At 44.5% G+C, this 18,891-nt stretch carries 16 protein-coding genes; 1 reads left to right on the top strand and 15 read right to left on the bottom strand.

The window, feature by feature from the left end; all coding sequences use genetic code 11:
* Positions 1-183 precede the first annotated feature (183 nt).
* The 12 genes from MHB64_RS23950 to gpr form a co-directional block, all read right to left on the bottom strand.
* Positions 184-2,433 (bottom strand): FAD-dependent oxidoreductase, encoded by a 2,250-nt coding sequence (locus tag MHB64_RS23950; protein WP_341135509.1) that lies wholly within the window; start codon positions 2,431-2,433, stop codon positions 184-186.
* Positions 2,434-2,453: 20 nt separating this feature from the next.
* Entirely contained in the window at positions 2,454-3,281 is an 828-nt protein-coding gene (locus MHB64_RS23955; RefSeq protein WP_094872704.1) for a carbohydrate ABC transporter permease, read from the bottom strand.
* Positions 3,282-3,343: 62 nt separating this feature from the next.
* Positions 3,344-4,228 (bottom strand): carbohydrate ABC transporter permease, encoded by an 885-nt coding sequence (locus MHB64_RS23960; protein WP_341135510.1) that lies wholly within the window; start codon positions 4,226-4,228, stop codon positions 3,344-3,346.
* Positions 4,229-4,319: 91 nt separating this feature from the next.
* A complete protein-coding gene (locus tag MHB64_RS23965) occupies positions 4,320-5,624 on the bottom strand; it encodes an ABC transporter substrate-binding protein (RefSeq protein WP_094872701.1) in 1,305 nt (434 codons plus the stop codon).
* 95 nt (positions 5,625-5,719) lie between these two features.
* Positions 5,720-6,487, bottom strand: coding sequence for a response regulator transcription factor (locus tag MHB64_RS23970; RefSeq protein ID WP_341135511.1), 768 nt, complete (start codon positions 6,485-6,487; stop codon positions 5,720-5,722).
* A 5-nt stretch (positions 6,488-6,492) separates the two neighbouring features.
* Positions 6,493-8,277, bottom strand: coding sequence for a cache domain-containing sensor histidine kinase (locus MHB64_RS23975; RefSeq protein ID WP_341135512.1), 1,785 nt, complete (start codon positions 8,275-8,277; stop codon positions 6,493-6,495).
* A gap of 183 nt (positions 8,278-8,460) precedes the next feature.
* Positions 8,461-9,102 carry a nitroreductase family protein gene (locus tag MHB64_RS23980; protein ID WP_341135513.1) on the bottom strand — a complete coding sequence of 214 codons (642 nt, stop codon included), beginning with the start codon at positions 9,100-9,102 and terminating at the stop codon, positions 8,461-8,463.
* 110 nt (positions 9,103-9,212) lie between these two features.
* Entirely contained in the window at positions 9,213-9,674 is a 462-nt protein-coding gene (locus tag MHB64_RS23985) for an Rrf2 family transcriptional regulator (RefSeq protein ID WP_094872696.1), read from the bottom strand.
* A 155-nt stretch (positions 9,675-9,829) separates the two neighbouring features.
* A complete protein-coding gene (gene lepA / locus MHB64_RS23990; RefSeq protein ID WP_036677511.1) occupies positions 9,830-11,644 on the bottom strand; it encodes a translation elongation factor 4 in 1,815 nt (604 codons plus the stop codon).
* 134 nt (positions 11,645-11,778) lie between these two features.
* Positions 11,779-12,264 carry a hypothetical protein gene (locus tag MHB64_RS23995; protein ID WP_094872694.1) on the bottom strand — a complete coding sequence of 162 codons (486 nt, stop codon included), beginning with the start codon at positions 12,262-12,264 and terminating at the stop codon, positions 11,779-11,781.
* A 63-nt stretch (positions 12,265-12,327) separates the two neighbouring features.
* Complete coding sequence (locus MHB64_RS24000) at positions 12,328-13,644, bottom strand: stage II sporulation protein P (protein WP_094877372.1); 1,317 nt, start codon at positions 13,642-13,644, stop codon at positions 12,328-12,330.
* 158 nt (positions 13,645-13,802) lie between these two features.
* Positions 13,803-14,804, bottom strand: coding sequence for a GPR endopeptidase (gpr, locus tag MHB64_RS24005; RefSeq protein WP_094872691.1), 1,002 nt, complete (start codon positions 14,802-14,804; stop codon positions 13,803-13,805).
* 311 nt (positions 14,805-15,115) lie between these two features.
* On the opposite strand from gpr, the gene rpsT reads away from it, so the two are divergent.
* Entirely contained in the window at positions 15,116-15,388 is a 273-nt protein-coding gene (rpsT, locus tag MHB64_RS24010) for a 30S ribosomal protein S20 (RefSeq protein ID WP_042130412.1), read from the top strand.
* Between the two features lie 222 nt (positions 15,389-15,610).
* Here rpsT and holA read toward each other — a convergent pair whose 3' ends face one another.
* The 3 genes from holA to MHB64_RS24025 all read right to left on the bottom strand — a co-directional run bounded on the left by holA (position 15,611) and on the right by MHB64_RS24025 (position 18,707).
* Entirely contained in the window at positions 15,611-16,630 is a 1,020-nt protein-coding gene (holA, locus tag MHB64_RS24015) for a DNA polymerase III subunit delta (RefSeq protein WP_341136119.1), read from the bottom strand.
* 278 nt (positions 16,631-16,908) lie between these two features.
* A complete protein-coding gene (locus MHB64_RS24020; protein ID WP_341135514.1) occupies positions 16,909-18,162 on the bottom strand; it encodes an anti-sigma factor family protein in 1,254 nt (417 codons plus the stop codon).
* Positions 18,159-18,707 carry an RNA polymerase sigma factor gene (locus tag MHB64_RS24025; RefSeq protein ID WP_036677530.1) on the bottom strand — a complete coding sequence of 183 codons (549 nt, stop codon included), beginning with the start codon at positions 18,705-18,707 and terminating at the stop codon, positions 18,159-18,161. Before MHB64_RS24025 ends, MHB64_RS24020 begins: the two co-directional genes overlap by 4 nt.
* Positions 18,708-18,891: the final 184 nt, after the last annotated feature.

Consider the following 18,891-nt stretch of genomic DNA (forward strand, 5'->3'; position numbering starts at 1 on the left):
CGTTTGATTAGTGTAATCTAAAAAACAAGAAAAGGGAAGCCTGACGGCTCCCCCTAAGGATGATCATTCATAAATGAACACTATTTTAAAATACAAAAAATATAAGTTTTTACGTTATCCTATATTTTGTGTTTCTCGTAGAAACAGATACCGTCCCTATAGGGACGGCTAAGCCATTTCTTCTTAATATATCCGCATTTCCACGAGTTCTGCACGTTCTCCTCCGTTAGTTTCATAAATGACGATCCGAACAGCGTCCGTAAAGACAGGCTTCTCTAAACGATGTCTGTTCTTCCGGCGATGATTGTCTTTGACACGGAACATGACTTGCCACACGCCATCAATGAGCAACTCTACATCGTAAGCCTTTACTAGTTCAGGAATCACTAGAAATGGCGTTTCATGGTGATGTAAGTTAATAAGATCCTCATTAACATCATCGTTAAAGGTAAAATGAATTTCAGATACTGAAGCAGCATCCGGCAGACGCGCCTCTAACCACTCCGTTCTACCGGCAGTCATCGGCTCAGAAACCCAGCTATGTGGCCCTGCAAAAGGCCGGACATACCCGTCAGTGACTTTGGATGCAGCATATGCGGATGTTTCAACCGCAAAGCAGAAATGCCTGCGTACAAGCTGTTTCATGCTCCACTCCATCACCGGCTGATCTGGCTGATGATCCTCCAGCGCTGAATCGACTACAGGTTTAACGCCTCGCTCAAATGTAATAACACCTGTGATTGGGGTTTCTGAAATATGCAATTGAATATGCTCATTAGCTCGAATAATAGCGAAGATATTACATTCACCGATTGAACTCCACTGCTCCTCTTGTACCGGAACATCAACCCATTGCTGTTCCCCAGCTTGTAGTATTACAACATCAACCTGTCTACACTCTGCTGGAACGTAATTTTCCGCACGCCCAGTCGTCCATAGCTCAACGGTCAGCTCTGACTGAGTACTTGCTGACACAAGCAGCTTCAACCCCAGGATATTCCCTTCAACCGGAAACAAAATTCCTACGTCATGAGAAAGCTCATATGCTTCAGCTGGACGATCCAGTAATATGCCTTTCATCGTACTGGACGCATGAATCTCACTATTTCTCGCGAGGTCTAAAGGATCTTCGTTACGCAATCCAATAATCGAAGCATCTTGCTTTAACATCACCTGTTGCAATTCATGCATATGTTGCTTCCGAATTTCACGAGGGGTTACACCTTTGATGACGGATAATGCTGCACCTGTTCCAGCCGCTTCACCCATGATCGCACAGGTCGCCATGACGCGAGTTGTTCCAAAAGCCACATGAGATGCGCTGATATTCCGACCCGCGAAAAGTAGGTTCCGCACATTCTTCGAATAGAGTGAACTAAATGGAATATGATAGATCCCATTCGCATGCAGATGCTTCGAGCCGCTCTCTTGTGCGTACATCCCTTGCGGTGGATGCAAATCAATCGACCAACCTCCGAATCCAATCCGGTCTTCAAATTCACGCTGCGCGAGAATATCATTTTGCGTTAGAATCGTGTCGCCAACAAACCGTCTGTATTCACGTTTACCCGGAATCGAGCCAACCCACTCCAGCGTCATATTTTCGGCATCAAAATGACCTGAATTTTTAATATAATCCCAAATCCCATAAATAACAGAGGATAGCTCATCACGTATTCGTTCATTCTCATCCACCGTATCAAGCTCACCGCCCCACTCAATCCACCAGTAGTGACAGCCTGAATCTCCACTCCGAATGACCCGACGGATCGGGATCGACGTTGTCGTGATAACCTTCGCGAACGATGGTGCAACATAACGTACCGGTTTTCCTGTATCCTGTGTATAAAACAATAATGTACTGCCTAATGTGATGTTATCAGGCACTTCTGGTGCCCATTCCTCATTAAATTCATGCCGGGCTTCACGTCCTAACCGGAAATCAGCCCCTGCTAGAAAGCCTACCAAACCATCACCCGTACAATCGATGAACGCCTCACTCTCGAACGTAATCAACCGCTCAGATCCCATCATCCAACCGATCACACTGCGAATCGTACGATCCCCTTCCTCACCTTCCGCTTCCACTTCGCGTACATCGGTATTTAGAAACAAGCTGATATTCGACTCTGCCTTCACGGCTTCGAGTAAGGTTAGATCCCATAAGTATGGATTTCCTTCCGGGTTCCGGTATTGATTCTCGATGAATAACTCACCCATAATGCCTGTCTCACGTGCATATCGATTTACACCATGTCCTGTTGCACCACATACCCATACCCGAACCTCTGAACTCGAGTTACCACCAAGTACAGGACGATTCTGCACTAGCGATACTGTTAACCCAAGGCGCGCTGCAGCGATCGCTGCGTTCATCCCTGCAAGTCCCCCACCGACTATTGTTACATCGGATTTAACCGTTTCTGTTCTCATGTTAAGTATCCCTCCTAAAGTTAGCCTTTCACAGCCGAACTTGAAATCCCTTGAATAATGTATTTCTGACCCACAAAGAAGATAATAATCATTGGAATTATCGCAGCCGATGAAGCAGCCATCATCCCGTTGTAGTCCACATTGTTCTCAAGAATAAAATTCTGCAATCCAAGCGGAATGGTATATAGCTTAGGACTTTGCAAGAATACAAGCGCATTCTCATAATCATTCCATTGCCAGGAGAAATCGAGGATAGCAAACGTTGCTATTGCTGGCTTCGCTAATGGCAGAATTAAGCGAAAAAATATTTTGTAATGCCCCGCCCCATCCAAAAAAGCAGATTCCGTAATTTCCTTAGGAATGCTCATGAAGAACTGCCGAAGCATAAATACACCGAAGATCGAGAACATGGCTGGCAGGATGAGCGCCCAATGCGTATTGTAAATCCCCACCCAGTTAAACATGATAAACTTTGGAACAAAAAGCACCTGAGGTGGGACCATCATCATCGATAGATATATGACAAATAGTCCATCTCGCCCTTTGAACGACGTACGTGAAAATCCGTAAGCGGCAAGGGCAGATAGAAACACAGCCCCCACAGTTCCAATCATTGAAATCTTAAGAGAATTTAAATAATAAGGAACAAAATCATGGCTTCCTGTCCACACCCGGATATGATTGCTCCAGTTGAGAGATGAAGGCAGCCATTTGTTAAACACCTCGGCAGGTGTCTGAAAGGATGTGCTGAGCATCCATAGAAAAGGCACAATCATAAATAGTCCTAGAATAAACATGATGATCGTTACTGGCAGTTTCACCTTCATGTTTCCTGCATTTTCATTCATACCGCCTGCTCCTTTAATTTATGGTTTCAGGGCCCCCGCAAAACCCCACTTTATGGGGTCATTTAGTAATGAACCCAGCGCTTTTGGCCGATCCACTGAAAGACTGTAATGACGAGAATGACGGCGAACAAGAACCATGAAATGGCTGAAGCGTATCCCATATCGTAATAACTGAATGCTGTTTTATAAACGAATAGTGATAAGACCGTCGTACTTCCGCTAGGACCTCCAGCCGTAATGGCTTGAATAATCGAGAATGATTTCATCGTCATAATTAATCCGGTAATCATTAATAGGAAGGTTGTTGGACTAACAAGAGGCCATACAATTTTCCATGTTGTTTTGAATGTGCTTGCACCATCAATCCGAGCAGCTTCCAGCTGTTCTGTCGAAATTTCCTGTAGTGCTGCTAAATAGATGATCATATTGTAGCCAAGCATCAGCCAGATTTGTACGATATCAATGGCATACATTGCGGTTTCCGTATCCGCAAACCAGCCTGGCGGCGATGTTATGCCAATCCAGCGAAGCATTTCATTGATGGGTCCCTGTGAAGGCTGAAATAACAGCATCCAGACAAATGCAATGGCTACTCCACTGGAGATATACGGTAGGAAGAACATTCCACGTAATACGCCTTTAAGATACACACTGCGGTTTAGAAATAGCGCTACAATAAAGGCGAGCACCATCGATACTGGAACCGATATCAGGAATATCACCGTATATTTGATCGAGGCATAGAAATTATCGTCATGGAACAACCGTTTGAGATTATCCAGCCCAGTAAATTGCCAATTTGGATTTGAAAATTGATAATTCGTAAACATGAGAACAAAGGAATAGATTGCAGGAATAATAAAGAATAAGAGAATACCAATCATATTCGGAAGAATAAAGGTCATGCCGATCCAGCCTTGTCTGTCCATCCAGCTTCTCCGCTTCACGGTATCGCCGCCTTTCGTATGCTGAAAAATGGGTATACGAAAGAGAAGAACGAAGAAATCTTCCTCCTTCTCTTTTGTGTTAACTATTTCATTATTTCAATAACTCTTGCGAACGGGTTTGCATATTCTTCATCGTGGTTTCAATATCTTGCTTATTTAAGAAGTATTTTTCATACTCTTCTTTACGTGCATCAATGGCTTGTTGAGTTACATTTAGCTGGAAGGATGGGAATTTGCCGAATACAATTTTATTCATTGAATCTGTATCATATTTGTCTTCCACACCCTTCATGAGAAGGCTCATTGCTTCCTTACTATCTACACTCTTAGAGGCTGGAATACGACCACCGCTTGCCATTGGCAGCATACCGCCATCCGCATACCATTTTGCGAACTCCCAAGCTGCATCCAGGTTCTTGGATTTCGCATTAAGAGCAAGCATGTCACCCACACCGCCCGAATATTTATAATCCTTTTGATCTTTATTCACTTTTGGAATCGCAGCGAACGCGGTTTTGAAATCATGCGGATAGTCTTTCAAGTTGTTCGCATTTCGGAAAATAAACTCACCTGCTGCCAGCATTGCCGCTTTGCCTTGCAGGAACATGGTATCAACCGGCATCTTACTGGTCAGTTGCTCGCCATATTCCGGTGTGGATTTGTCCACGAACATCATGTTATGCAATATTTCCAGGTGTTCTTTCCATAGATCATTTCCAAAGTTTGAAGTACCATCCGCCTGTTTCACACCCATTCCAGCAAGCGTACCGTCCATCGTTGTTGAGAAGGAGGAATCTGCCTGCAATAATCCGTACACACCAGGCTTCGTCAGCTTCTTCGCATACTCCTCAAGATCTGACCAGGTCCAGTCCACCGCAGGAATCGGTAATCCTGCTGCATCCAGCATATCTTTGTTCAACCATACAAACGCCATATTTTTCTTTGTTGGAATCCCATAGTACTTATCATTGATTTTCCACATCGCTGCGTCCTCGCCGATCTGGCTGTCGATGTCATAATCTGTTTTCGTGCTTAGATCCAAGGCAACGCCTGCATCCATACGTTTCTGTAAATGAGCAAGATCGTAGTTCATGAAAAGGTCTATGTTTTGATTGGTCATCAAGGCAGTGTCCAGCTTTAAGTTTCCAGCATCGTCATTTACATTACGGATATACTCGACTTGAATGTCTGGATGATCTTTATTCCAGTTATCAATTACAGCTTGAGGCCCGGCTTCTGCAGGAACGGCCCCCCACATCGTAAGCTTTATTTTCTCCTTTGCTGTTTGTCCATTTGCACTGCCCTGCGCATCATTACTTCCACTAGTACCACAACCAGCCAGCATCGTACCTGCTAATAAGACAGAAAGCACTGCAGGAACCCACTTTTTCTTCATCGATATCTTCCCCCTTGGAAGGATTATGTGTTGTGCTCTACGTCTATAACTTTATCATCAGAGCGGATTCTGGGGGATGAACTACATTTGGGAAACTATAGAACGTTTTTTGGTTCTTTGCGAAATTCATTTGGCGTGACGCCACACCACTTTTTGAAAATTTTAATAAAATAATTATCGTTCTCAAAGCCCACCTGCTGACCAATCTCACTAATCGTTAGCTTCGTCTCGGCAAGCAGCATTTTTCCAGCCTGAATACGCCGCTCTTGGATATAATTCGTCAACGTTTTCCCTGTCTTTTTCTTGAATAAGTCACTTATATAGCTGGCATCCATTCGTATCAGCTCTGACATGGATTTGAGCGAGATGTCCTCAGAATAATGCTCTTCAATGTAAGCAATTATTTTGTTCATCTCCACATGGTCTGTCGGTCCCGTTTGTTGCTTCTCAGGAAACCATTTATCTGCCTTCTTCATCTTCACCATTCGCTCCAGCTCGGCATGAACCTTATCCATGGTCTGCTTCAAACCTTGTAGATCTAAAGATAGCTTCAGAATGTAGTCCGAAGCTCCAAATACGATTGCTTGCCGAGCGTATTCAAATTCACTCAATGCGGTCAACATTACAAATCGGCAGTCGAAGCCTTCCTCTCGCGCAACTTGAAGGAGCTTCACCCCATCCATCACTGGCATATTGATATCCGTCACTACCACATCAGGTCGAAGCTCACGAATCATTTGTAAGCCTGCTTCTCCATTCTCCGCCTCACCTATAATTTCAAACGGGATTCCAGCCTTTAAGAATAACTTCCGTATACTTTTAACCGCGGGTTGTTCATCATCCACAATTAACGTTCTCCACATGTGAGCTAACCTCCATCGTAAGGTTTTGAAATAAGAAGTGGAAAATGGATAATCACTTCAGTTCCTGTGTCTGATGATACAATGTCCATGCCTGTCCGTTGATTCTTGAACAACAGCTCTAAGCTCTCCCTAATATTCTGAACACCGATTCCTTTTCGTTTCCGTGCAGCCTTATTCAGCTGTGCTCTCTCTATCCCCATGCCGTTATCTTTAACCTGCAGATATAGTTGTTGTCCAGTCACCTTAGCGGAAATATCAATTCTCCCTTGTTTCACAGACTGACCGAAGCCGTGAATCAAGCTATTTTCAATTAAGGGCTGAAGACAGAATTTAGGGATTAATGCGTATTGCAGCTCCTCGTTGATATCATATTGAATCTCAATCCCATGTCCGAAGCGTTGCCGCTGAATCTCCATGTAAGATTCAATCAGTACGATCTCATCCTTTAACAGAATCAAATCCACTTCCGTATTTAATGTTGTTTCCAATATTTTGCCTAGTGCAACACAAATTTCATAAATTTCATCATCATCTTTATCTAAGGCGATACTCTTTATCGTATTCAATGTATTTAGTAGGAAATGCGGGTTCATCTGCGAGAGCAACACCTGAAATCGAACGAATTGCTTCTGTTTTTCTTCAAGCTGAAGTCGCTGCAACAGCTCATTTAAATCATGAATCATTATATTGAAACTCTGAGTCAGCGCAAGAATCTCTCCCCGCCCTTGCTCGGGTAATTTCATTTTGAGATTCGTTTTAGCGGTCATCTCCATCTTCTTCTGCAGCTTCTTTAGCGGCACTGTAATCGTCGATGATATAAAATAAGTTAATAGAACAAATAGCAGTAGTATGACTCCAAATACAGCAAAAAATCGTTGCTTCTGCTTGTACACCTCAAGAAATAGCTGATCTAGCTGTACCTTTTTAACGACATAACCATTCAACTCTTCGATGTAGCTGTATGTGTATAAGCTTTTCTCCTTCGGATCGATGATGGATGCCGCACGCTCTGTCTGCCGCTGGTTGGCGCTCTTCACAATACTCTGCGCAATATCAGGTGAAAAGGTCTCATCCTTATCCGGATTAAGCATCACTCTCCCTGAGGCATCGAGCAGAAAAAAAGCCCCTTCCTGCTTACTCCCTAACGTTGATCTAGTAAACCACTCCTCATAATCGATACTTAGTCTTGCATAGGCATAAATGTTAAAACCATTATCACGCATAACCTCATAGAGACTAAGCATTTTCTTACTTGTTGTACTTTCCCGGACTACATTATTCTTGTCATTCGGATTCCATATATATCGATTCGCTCCTTCTCGCTTCAATGCTTGAACCCAATCCTCCGATTGGATTTCGTCGTAGCTCAAGGTTTCCCTTGGCATAAAGGAAGTGTATGCGTTTCCATGAAGGTCGATTAAAGTATAATATACCGTCGCTCCACTCATGAAGAATGTATTTTCAATCGCTCCAAACTTGTTTTCAACGAGCTTTTTTCTCGTGATTTCATCAGATTGCTCGGGATTCTTCATTATCGATAAAATCGTTGTATCTTGTTCAAGTAATGACCCAGTTTTCATAACGAGACTCATGAGATCAACAAAACCATTCTTAATCCCAATAAGCTGCTCTATGTTCTTCGTTTCCGCATTATCCTGAAGCATTTGTTCTGTCTCTTTGAAGTTATACAGAACGAGCATGGCAATGGGTGATAGTACTAACAGTAAGAAAGCTAACAAAATCCGATTCTTAAAGGTACTTGGCGTAAGTTTCAAATATAATCGCTTCAAACGAAAACTCCCCTTACATTTTTTGTGCATACACTTCGTTTGATAATTTTTCAAGCCGCAGCTCTCGCGCTATCTTTTTGTCTTCACCAAAAGCGGCTCTTCTCCCCTTTTATTCTAAACTTCTCCTGCTAAAAAAAATAGAGCCGGGATTACCTCCCAGCTCTACCTAATCTTATTCTTTTATTAGAACGTATTCCATTTCGTTACCTCATCCACGGATAGTCGAACCGTAGGACGCCCAGGCTTCGCAGCCTTACCCAGCGCTATCAACATAATATTCTCATAGCTTACGGGTACATTAAAGGCTTCGTTTAATTTCACTGCATCATAGCCACCCATTGCCACGGTATCATACCCCTTCGCACGTGCGGCAAGCATCAGTTGCATACTTACTAATCCACCATCAACATGAACGATCTTCTTCAAGGTTTCCTCGCTCATACTACGGTAGCCGTTATCTACTGAATTGATCATCATGGTCTTCACTTCATCTGTCATAAAACCCGCTTCAACCGAGCGTGAATAAATTTTTTCGCCTTCATTAAACCACTCCAAATCACCGAATACGGCAATAACCGCAGAGGCATCTGCAATCTGCTGCTGATTATAAGCGATAGGAAGTAGCTTATCCTTCAAATCCTGCTCATCAATAACCAGGAACCGCCAAGGCTGCAAGTTGCTAGAGGATGGCGATGTGATCGCTACTTTCAGAATATCTTCAATTTCTTCTTTCGAAATTTTGACGGCTGGATCATAATAACGTACAGAACGACGATCCTCTAATACCGTGAAAAATTCCTGTTGTTTCTCAACCTGTGTAGACATATAAATTACTCCTCCAATATTATCTTTACTGTGTCTAATTTATCACAGTTAAGACCTACGACCTTAACTGTGTTATATTACGCACAGTATATTCCTGATAAGTTAAACTGTCAATAGAGCTCATAAGTTCGCTCTAGCAAGTCCAGAATCGTATATCTCTGCAATGTATTGTATATACTTTGGTCCATTTCTTCAGTCAGCTCTTCAATAATAGACTTCATCTTAGTTCCAAATAAATGTTCCCCTGTTGCATCTAACATGATCTGACAACGTGTTTCTGCAATCTGAAGTGCATGGTATACTTCCCCGAGCAAAATGGTCTCCGCAGGACGGCTTAACTTATATCCGCCATCACGTCCTTCACGCGTTTCAAGGATGCCAGCACCTGCTAAGACAGATAGAATTCGTCGCAGAAGTGTCGCCTCGGATTGAATCGATCCCGCAATATCATTACTCGTGCACGTTGTATTCTCCTTGGCAAGGATCACCAACGCTTGAAGCGCTAAGCTAAATGTCTTATAGGTAGAGGGGCAGGATTTAATTTGCTTCTTGATAGATGACTGATCTTGCATATTCCCTTTTCCTCCTTCGGCAGTGCGATATTCCCCTGCATTTTATCGTAAACATTGCCTTGTCGCAAGCCTTCAAATAAGAAAACTCCCCCACCATTTCACCTTTCCGGTGGGTATACGGTGGGGGAGACTTCATCCTGGATGCTCCAGATTTGTTATTCGTCGATTTTCAGTACGGCCATGAATGCTTCTTGTGGTACCTCGACACTGCCGACTTGCTTCATGCGTTTCTTACCTTCTTTTTGTTTCTCAAGCAGCTTACGCTTACGCGAAATATCACCGCCGTAACATTTAGCAAGTACGTTTTTGCGCATCGCCTTAACGGTTTCACGCGCAACGACCTTCGTACCCACAGAGGCTTGAATCGGCACTTCGAACATTTGGCGAGGGATAATCCCACGTAGTTTCTCACAGATGATACGACCGCGGTTGTATGCACGATCACGGTGAACGATAAAGGACAAGGCATCAACCTGCTCATTGTTAAGCAAGATATCCATCTTGACCAGATTCGAACGACGGTACCCGCAAATTTCATAGTCGTAGGATGCATAACCTTTTGTACCTGATTTCAACTGATCAAAGAAATCATAAACGATTTCAGACAGTGGGATCTCGTAAGTAATCGTTACACGGTTAGTATCAAGATACTCCATATTTACGAACTCGCCACGTTTGTTCTGACACAGCTCCATTACAGTACCTACAAAGTCGTTAGGCACGATGATTGCTGCTTTAACATAAGGCTCTTCAATGTAGTCAATCGTTCCGATTTCCGGATAATGTGACGGGTTGTCAATTTGAATCATTTCGCCATTGGTCAGCATGATTCGATAAATAACACTCGGTGCAGTTGTAATCAGCGGCAAATTGAACTCGCGCTCAATCCGCTCTTGAATGATCTCCATATGCAAGAGTCCAAGGAATCCGCAACGGAAACCAAATCCAAGCGCGCTCGAGCTTTCCGGCTCAAAGCTTAGCGAAGCATCATTCAGCTGGAGCTTCTCAAGTGCCTCACGAAGATCGTTATAATCGGAGGTTTCAATAGGATATAACCCGCAATATACCATCGGGTTGATCTTACGGTAGCCTGGTAGCGGCTCAGCAGTAGGATTCTTTGCGTCAGTGACAGTATCACCGACACGGGTATCTCCAACATGCTTGATCCCAGCTACGATAAATCCAACATCCCCGATGTTCAATTCATCGACAATGGTCATACGCGGCATAAATGCACCAACTTCAATGACCTCGAAGGTCTTCTCCGTTGCCATCATCTTAATCTTCGATCCCGCACGGATCTTCCCGTCCATTACGCGCACATAGACGATAACACCTTTGTAAGGATCGTAATGAGAGTCAAAGATCAACGCTTTAAGCGGCTCTTCTGAATTACCGGATGGCGCAGGAACCTGCTTCACCACCTGCTCCAGAATTTCCTTGATCCCGATACCGGCTTTGGCAGAGGCCATTACCGCTTCACTGGTATCCAGTCCGATAACATCCTCAATCTCCTGCTTTACCCGGTCTGGGTCAGCGTTTGGTAGATCAATTTTGTTGAGGACAGGCAGAATTTCCAGGTTGTTATCCAGCGCAAGATACACATTGGCAAGCGTCTGTGCTTCAATCCCTTGTGCCGCATCTACTACGAGCAACGCGCCTTCGCATGCTGCAAGACTGCGGGAAACCTCATAGGTGAAATCGACGTGCCCCGGTGTATCAATCAAGTTGAGATAGTATTCTACACCATCGTCTGCACGATAGGTTAAACGTACGGCTTGCAGCTTGATTGTGATACCGCGTTCGCGCTCCAGATCCATCTGATCGAGTACCTGTTCCTGCATTTCACGCGTGGTTAGTGCCCCCGTGTATTCCAAAATGCGGTCAGCTAGTGTCGATTTACCATGGTCTATATGTGCAATAATCGAGAAATTGCGAATTTGTTGTTGTCTTTTCTGAACGTCAGTCATTCCTTACCCCCACAGACAGCCTGATATTAATCCACTTATTATAACAGTACAAGCTTACTCCATCAATCCCGCCCTTACGTAAAACAGAAGAAACAGCTATTCACGTACCCGTGAAATAACTGTTTCTCCTGAAATCATTGTGATTCTTCCGCAGAATCGAACAATGAGACTACCCAGCGTATGCCCTTCTGAGAAGCCTGCTGCAAAAGGCCTGCCGTTTTATCCGCTATCACATCGACTGTCGGCTTTTGTTCCTCGGGAATCAGAATCTGCTCCGGAGTTTTCGTATTATCCCCATCTACCACTTGCTGAGGAAGATCTTCAGTTGGCGCAGGATTGCTATTCTGAGGCAATGGAGAAACAGGCGTATATGCACCTGTGATAGGGTCGATCACCATCGGAACATACACATAAGTCTGCCCACCTTGTGTAACCCCATTCTTAATCGGCTGAGATTGCATGCCCGTCACTTGACTGGTTGGCGTAGTCGATAGGTCGGTCCAGCCTGGTAGCAGCTTAGAGACGGTTGCGCCTCCGCTGCCACTGAACTGCATACCTAACAGTATGCCAACCCCTGCCCAAATACCGACCATAACCAGTTTTTTACCGAAACGAGACATGTAATCCACTCCTTCTTAAATACTTGGTAATAAGGTTGTTTATTCTAATGAAATATCTATAGCTTAAGAAGCTCCGTTCGACTTTTGAGGTGCTGTAGCATTTACCTTCTCCGAGTCATGACTGCTCCAGTACACATCCGCAATAGCATCTGCCAAAATATCAGCCGTACGCTTCAATTCCTCTGCTGTATTATCAATACCGCCCACTTCAATCAAGACACTATTAGGTGAGAGGGTTTGGTTGTACTCCCCGTTGTTTCCTTTACCCGCAGCTTTTCCCCATATTCCGCGAGATATTCCTGGGTAACTCTTTTCAATCGTTTGATGAATCTTGTTTGCAAACTCTTCGTTCTTCTTCCAATCTTTATTCGCATGTCCAATAATAAAATACACCTGAGCGTAACTTTTCCCATCAATCGTTGCAGTTGTTTTGCCGTGACGCTGTGAGTCGCGGTGAATGTCGATAAGTTCACTCATTTCTTGATTTGTGCTCATTGCTGATTTAACCAACATTCGGGAATACTTATAGGAAAAATTCCAGTTATAGTCGGCAATTTTAGTTGGAAAATCATCTTTGGCATGAACGGTACCAATTCCGCGTTGTTCCAATCTTTTCGTAATATATGATCCTACCAGCATTACATTTTTAGAAGAAACCGCCGAGCTTGGATTTTCGTTCGCTACGCCTAGTAGAGGGTTAAAGGCCTCCCGTGGATGTGAATGATAGATAAGGATCCGTTTAACCGAGGTGTCCTTGGGATTATCTGTCTCGCTTTGCGGATCACTCTTATCCGTACCTCCTGCAGCTGCTGATGGCTCAGGAGATGGAGCTATCGTCGCTTCAGGCTGCTGTGCTGGGGGATCTTCAGGCTTGTCCACTTCGTTTGGAGCAGACGGATCAACTTCTTCCCCGCCCTCAGCAAGTTCATCCGTTCCCGGATGATAATCAACAGGTGCTCCTGTAGAGCCGCCTGAGCCTTGTCGCAAAAGAAATGGATCATCCGCTGCCAAGCCTGGCACTTCACGAGAGACTAAACTCTTCGGATCACTTGGATTCACACTGGTCAGCAATTGAAATACAAAGGAAGTTACTTTTTCACCTGAAAAAGCGGAAGGCTCTTTCCCCTGCGGTAAATGCGGTACTTCCATCCCCAACAGCTCCATGAAAAATCCACTGGATAGCGAGGCCGCAAGCCCCTTCATAGATGGAATGGGTGAAGAGTTCAACTTCTGTCCGGCCAAACCGCCAGCTCCAAGCAGCATAAAAAATACTAGCGAACCTCCGGCGAGCAGCAGCATCGTTCTTCCCAGCGATAAAGCATCCAGCACTCTTCCACGTAAACGGCCGATGTTCCAAAGCTGAAACCATTTTTTATTCATTATATTTATGTCCTCCTCCAGCCCTCTGTAATCTCTTATACTCCAAATCTATGAGCGAAAGAGTAGTAGTAGAACCGTAAATGAGAGAATTGACATAAAGCCCGCACAGGATACTGTACATCAGCATCCCGCCGGACTGTGTGCTAGCTATGATTCAATTAGTGGGTATAAGCGCCAACATTCTCAGGATCGACCGCATCATGTAGCGCCGCATTAAGGCCACTCGCAACAATATTAGCGATGCCTTCAATAAATTCATCGATTTCCTTAGGGGTAACGATCAAATCATGTCCAAGCGGCTCCAGTACTTCCTTCACTAGTGACAGTCGCTCTTGCTCGGAAATATCGTCCAGCATCCCCATGATTTCCTTAGTATGACCCGCTCCTTTGCCAAAATGATTCTTCATCATCTCCAGCACATTATTTACAATGGTCGAAGCATAGCAAACGGTAGGAACACCGATAGCAACACAAGGAACACCCAGAATTTCCTGTGTTAATCCGCGCCGTTTATTGCCAATCCCCGAACCAGGGTGAATACCGATGTCGGCAATTTGAATCGTCGTATTGATCCGTTCCAGTGAACGGGATGCCAGCGCATCAATGGCAATGATGAGATCCGGCTTGGTACGATCCACGATCCCCTGTACAACTTCACTCGACTCGATACCGGTCAACCCTAACACCCCTGGAGCAATAGCACTTACCTTACGGTAGCCAGGAGAGACCTGATCCGGCACGAGCTCATAAAATTGCCGAGTAATGAGCGCATTCTCCACCACCAGCGGCCCCAATGAATCTGGAGTCACATTCCAGTTTCCCAGTCCAACGATCAGTACAGATGCATCCTTTCCAATCCCAATCCTAGTCAGGAAGTCCTCGAATTCGCGAGCAAAGACTTCAGCTACTTTTTGCTGCAAGCCAGTATCTCCACCGCGCAATGCCGGCACCTCAAGGGTGACATAATTCCCAATCGCGCGACCTATCGCCTGTGATCCGGCAGCGTTAGCCACACCAAGCCGGGTAACTTTTATCCCATCAGACTCTTCCACTTCTTCGTTTACACCAGGAATTGGCGTCCTTTGTGGCCCTTGAGCCATTTCCTTCGCCTCTAACGCCAAGTCCGTGCGTACCGAATATAGCTGCAGATCCGGTTCCATTGTTCCAGCCTCCTAAAAGTTTTGTAAGCATCGCTCCATTGAATTACTTCGAGCAAAACTTGCTTCGTAAGCGATACTTAGTTTTGTGAGCAGACGCTTCCCTTGAGTTACTTCAAACAAAAACTCAAATTGCAAGCTTCTGCCTATGCTCTTTTGTCGATAGTGTGCGAGAGAAAGCCCTTGTTTATGCAGGTTAAAATGGTTTAATTTGAAAGCTTTAAGTATTGCTTTTTACTACCGGTCATGCTAAACTATTTTAAGTTGTGAATCATTTGATAATGATTTCGAATGTCTTACAGGAGGTGAATGCAATGCCAAATATTAAATCCGCGGTTAAACGCGTAAACACGAACGAAAAACGCCGTGCACTGAACGCTTCCCAAAAATCCGCGCTTCGTACAGCTGTGAAAACTGCTGATGTAGCACTGACAGGTACGGAAGTTGAAACTGCTCAAGCTGCTTTCCAAGCTGCTTCCAAAAAGCTGGACAAGGCCGTAACTAAAGGTCTGGTTCATAAAAATGCGGCTGCCCGCAAAAAATCCCGCTTGGCGAAGAAATTGAACGCTCTTAAGGCTCAAGCCTAGGACGACATTCATAATGAGCAATTGAAGAACCTGACCGCTATGTTTCATACGGTTGGGTTTTTTTGTGCCTACTATTCTATAAATATAAGTAATAGTTTCCTCCTTTTAGACGTTAGTTGAATGAAAAAAACCACCTTAGAAAGGTAGTTTTCTTGAACGATCAACTTTTCTCTTTTTTCATTTCATAATAGTGATTCGTCATAAAGTTATCCACTACTTAGCTCAAGTACCTAGCCGTAACATAAACAACTCCAGACCAAGCACTTTATCTATAGCTCCTGTCTTCATTTTATAATCCAGATCAGCCAGTGCACTTAAAATTTGCCGCAGACGTTCACTTGAGAACTTGTGGGCCTGCTCCCCTGCAAGCTTTACTGCATAAGGATGAAGTCCGATCTGTGAGGCAATCTGACCTTGCGAATAACTATGAGATGATAAATCCTTCACCTGCAAAATAATCCGGAACTGCCGTGCAATCAGCGCAGCAATCTTAATGGGTTCTTCCCGCTGCTTCAACAGCTCATACAGCGTATCAAGCGCCTTATCTAGACGCAGGTTAGCGATATCCTCTACAAGCGTAAACACATTTTGTTCCGTTCCGCGATGCACCAGACTCTCTACTGCTTCTGCGTCTACGGTTCCGCCCTTACCAGCGAACAAACATAGCTTGTCCATTTCCGCGGATAAGCCCTGCAAACCTGTCCCCGCATTAGTGATAAGAATCTCTGCGGTGCCAGATGCCATCGTACAACCTCGCTCACGAATCCCTTTCTCTACCCAGCGCAGCAGCTCTTCTGCCCCTAGCGGGTTGAAAGCTAATACCGTACCCGCCGTTTTAACGGTCTTCACAATTTTCTTACGCTCGTCCAGCTTGTCATTATTCACCATAAAGACAATCACACTGAAATCTACAGGATGCTGCAAATAATCACTTAAAATATCTATACGATGCTCAAGTTTGGCATTTTCTTTTCCCGCTGTAAATAAAGATGCGTCCCGCACCAGCAATAATTTACGTTCTACCATAAAAGGTACAGTCTCTGCTTCTTCTATCACAGCCTGCACCGGCGTCTCCGAGAGATCAAAGGGAATAACTGCGAAATCACGATCCTCTTTAGCAATTAGCTGGTCTTCCAGCAATGCCGAAAATTCATTCATTCGAAATTTTTCACTGCCGTACAAAAGGTACAGCGGCGAGATTTTCCCTTGTTTGATTTCTTTTATCGCCGTTTTGGCATCCATTCCGCCACTTCCTTTTCCATTCATCTAGCCCAATTTGCCCAGATTCCTATTGTAGCAAAAAAAACGACATAAATGCACATGCAAAAACGGAGAAACTCTGGCAGCCATGGCCAAAGCCCCTCCGTTTAAGCGGCGCATCTATATAAACGCCGGAGTGAGAAGCCCTAGAAACTTCCCATCCGACGGTCATACCGATGTTCTTCAAATCCTATACTTTCCAGTTCCTGTCCGGTTGCTATAGTATATTCTGAAACTCCGAAAAATGTTCCAGCCTCAATTTAATTTGTTGACATTGAAGACGGAGTCTTCGATGGTGTCGCCCCAGGTGTTGTAACCGGCGTTGAAGAAGCTGCTGACGCTTCCTGTACAGTGTACACCTTAGTGGTATTCACACCATCTTTCTCCGTCACATACGTAAACTGCGAGCTATCCGCCGACCATTCTCCAGAAATCCAATTTCCTTCTAATGGATAAGAAGTCACTGCTGTCCTATCTTCCACAGAACCTTCGGGTAAATTCTTATAAATAACAAGCTGTAATCCAACAAACTCAACGGCATAATGCCCATCAGGGGAAGTCCAAGTCTGCACATTAGAATCATTGGAATCACTAGAAATGTTAAAGCCCATAACCTCTCTCCTAAAATCATTCGCACTATCTAATGATTCCTCCGTAGGTGGCGCTGAATCAGCTGCGATTCCTTTATCTATAGAACCAGGTTGATCCTTCTTATCAGCCTTGAACTGATTATTACTGCCAGCACTAGTATCCGGAGTTTGAACTTTCGTTACAGTATCCGGCTTCGGCGTCATAATCTTCTCCGTAGGTTTGGGCTTCACATTATTTGTTGGTTCCGGTATCGATCGTCCTCCAGATCCAGCATTAGTTTCTGTTGGAGAAGTCGGCATCGACGCAGGGTCTACCGGCCCCATCGCTCTATCTAATGCAGCGTTATCCTCATTCACATCAGGAGCAGCTGGTAGAGCCCCCGAATCGATTCCGCTATTAGCAGGCGCAGCCTCATATGAATCAGCAGAAGTAGAGGCTTGCGATTCAATAGCCATATTATCAGCACTATCGCTGGTCGCTTTACTACTATCCTGCATCATTTGTTCTACCTCTGCCCCAGGCATTTTATCCGGCATATTAAAAATAGCGATCCCTAATATTACGGCAGCTGCGATAGCTCCAATGCCTGTCCGTGCTGCTATAGAAGTTCCCTTGGAAGGTTTACCGCGGGAGCTTTCACGTGAAAATGGAACTACAACTGGTTCCTCGGTTCTCACAGCGCTTTGTTCACGGCTGCTTCGATCCAATTCTGCAAGCTGAGGTAAAATAGAGTCAACCAGACTAAACGGGGGTTTCACGTCTGGCAACTGCTCCAATTCTTTGGAGAGAAGTGTCAGCCGCTCAAAGACTTCCGCGCAGGAAGGACAATTATCGATATGACGGAACATCTCAACAATCTCATCTTGGCTCAAGTCTTGGTCTATATAGCGGTGCATCCATTCCATCACCTCCGCGCATTTCATCCCGATACACCACCTTTCTGGTACTCCTGAAGTCTATTCTGCAGCTGCTGTCTGGCCCTAAACAGATATGATTTCACTGTATTCAAAGGCAAATCCAGGCAGTCTGCAATCTCGTTGTAAGAAAAATCTTGTAAATAGCGCAGGACGATGACTGTCCGATGATGCTCGGGCAATTGATCAATCGCTTCACGTATATCCTCAGCTAAATAAGAAGACAGAACCTCACGTTCCACATTGTGTTTATCCTGAAACACCATTTCATGCTCATCAATAGAAACTGTAGGTTTAGTTCTTCTGAATTTATCAATGCAAATATTGGTAACGATTCGCTGAACCCACGTTTTGAACTGGGCCTTTTCCTCATATGAACCGATTTTGGTATAAACCCGGATCAAGGCCTCCTGAGATGCATCCAGCGCATCTTGTTCATTATGCAAAATGTAGAAGGCGGTTTTATATACATGCCCTTCAATTTCTCGCAATAGGGTGATTAGAGCGTCGCGATCGCCCGCTTGAGCGGCTCTGATGAGTCCCTGCTCCACCACGAAGGTTCCCCCTCTCTATGCAATCTTACTGACGCGCAAGACTGCGAATTTGTTGCAACCCTGTAATTAATATTTTTAGAATACCAAACTTTTCTAAGAACGTCATGTTAAGCCATCTTTTATAAAGCGCTATCGCACATTTCATAGCATTTCACAGTCAATAATTCCTACTAAGCATACAGGG

The organism is Paenibacillus sp. FSL K6-2859 (assembly GCF_038008265.1).
In the GTDB taxonomy this organism is placed as follows: domain Bacteria; phylum Bacillota; class Bacilli; order Paenibacillales; family Paenibacillaceae; genus Paenibacillus_AQ; species Paenibacillus_AQ nitricinens.

What these genes read in the sequence shown, in the direction of transcription:
- MHB64_RS23950 (WP_341135509.1), bottom strand. Translation starts at nt 2,433, where the DNA reads ATGAGAACAGAAACGGTTAAATCCGATGTAACAATAGTCGGTGGGGGA.
- MHB64_RS23955 (WP_094872704.1), bottom strand. Translation starts at nt 3,281, where the DNA reads ATGAATGAAAATGCAGGAAACATGAAGGTGAAACTGCCAGTAACGATC.
- MHB64_RS23965 (WP_094872701.1), bottom strand. Translation starts at nt 5,624, where the DNA reads ATGAAGAAAAAGTGGGTTCCTGCAGTGCTTTCTGTCTTATTAGCAGGT.
- MHB64_RS23970 (WP_341135511.1), bottom strand. Translation starts at nt 6,487, where the DNA reads ATGTGGAGAACGTTAATTGTGGATGATGAACAACCCGCGGTTAAAAGT.
- MHB64_RS23980 (WP_341135513.1), bottom strand. Translation starts at nt 9,102, where the DNA reads ATGTCTACACAGGTTGAGAAACAACAGGAATTTTTCACGGTATTAGAG.
- MHB64_RS23985 (WP_094872696.1), bottom strand. Translation starts at nt 9,674, where the DNA reads ATGCAAGATCAGTCATCTATCAAGAAGCAAATTAAATCCTGCCCCTCT.
- lepA (WP_036677511.1), bottom strand. Translation starts at nt 11,644, where the DNA reads ATGACTGACGTTCAGAAAAGACAACAACAAATTCGCAATTTCTCGATT.
- MHB64_RS23995 (WP_094872694.1), bottom strand. Translation starts at nt 12,264, where the DNA reads ATGTCTCGTTTCGGTAAAAAACTGGTTATGGTCGGTATTTGGGCAGGG.
- MHB64_RS24000 (WP_094877372.1), bottom strand. Translation starts at nt 13,644, where the DNA reads ATGAATAAAAAATGGTTTCAGCTTTGGAACATCGGCCGTTTACGTGGA.
- gpr (WP_094872691.1), bottom strand. Translation starts at nt 14,804, where the DNA reads ATGGAACCGGATCTGCAGCTATATTCGGTACGCACGGACTTGGCGTTA.
- rpsT (WP_042130412.1), top strand. Translation starts at nt 15,116, where the DNA reads ATGCCAAATATTAAATCCGCGGTTAAACGCGTAAACACGAACGAAAAA.
- holA (WP_341136119.1), bottom strand. Translation starts at nt 16,630, where the DNA reads ATGGATGCCAAAACGGCGATAAAAGAAATCAAACAAGGGAAAATCTCG.
- MHB64_RS24020 (WP_341135514.1), bottom strand. Translation starts at nt 18,162, where the DNA reads ATGAAATGCGCGGAGGTGATGGAATGGATGCACCGCTATATAGACCAA.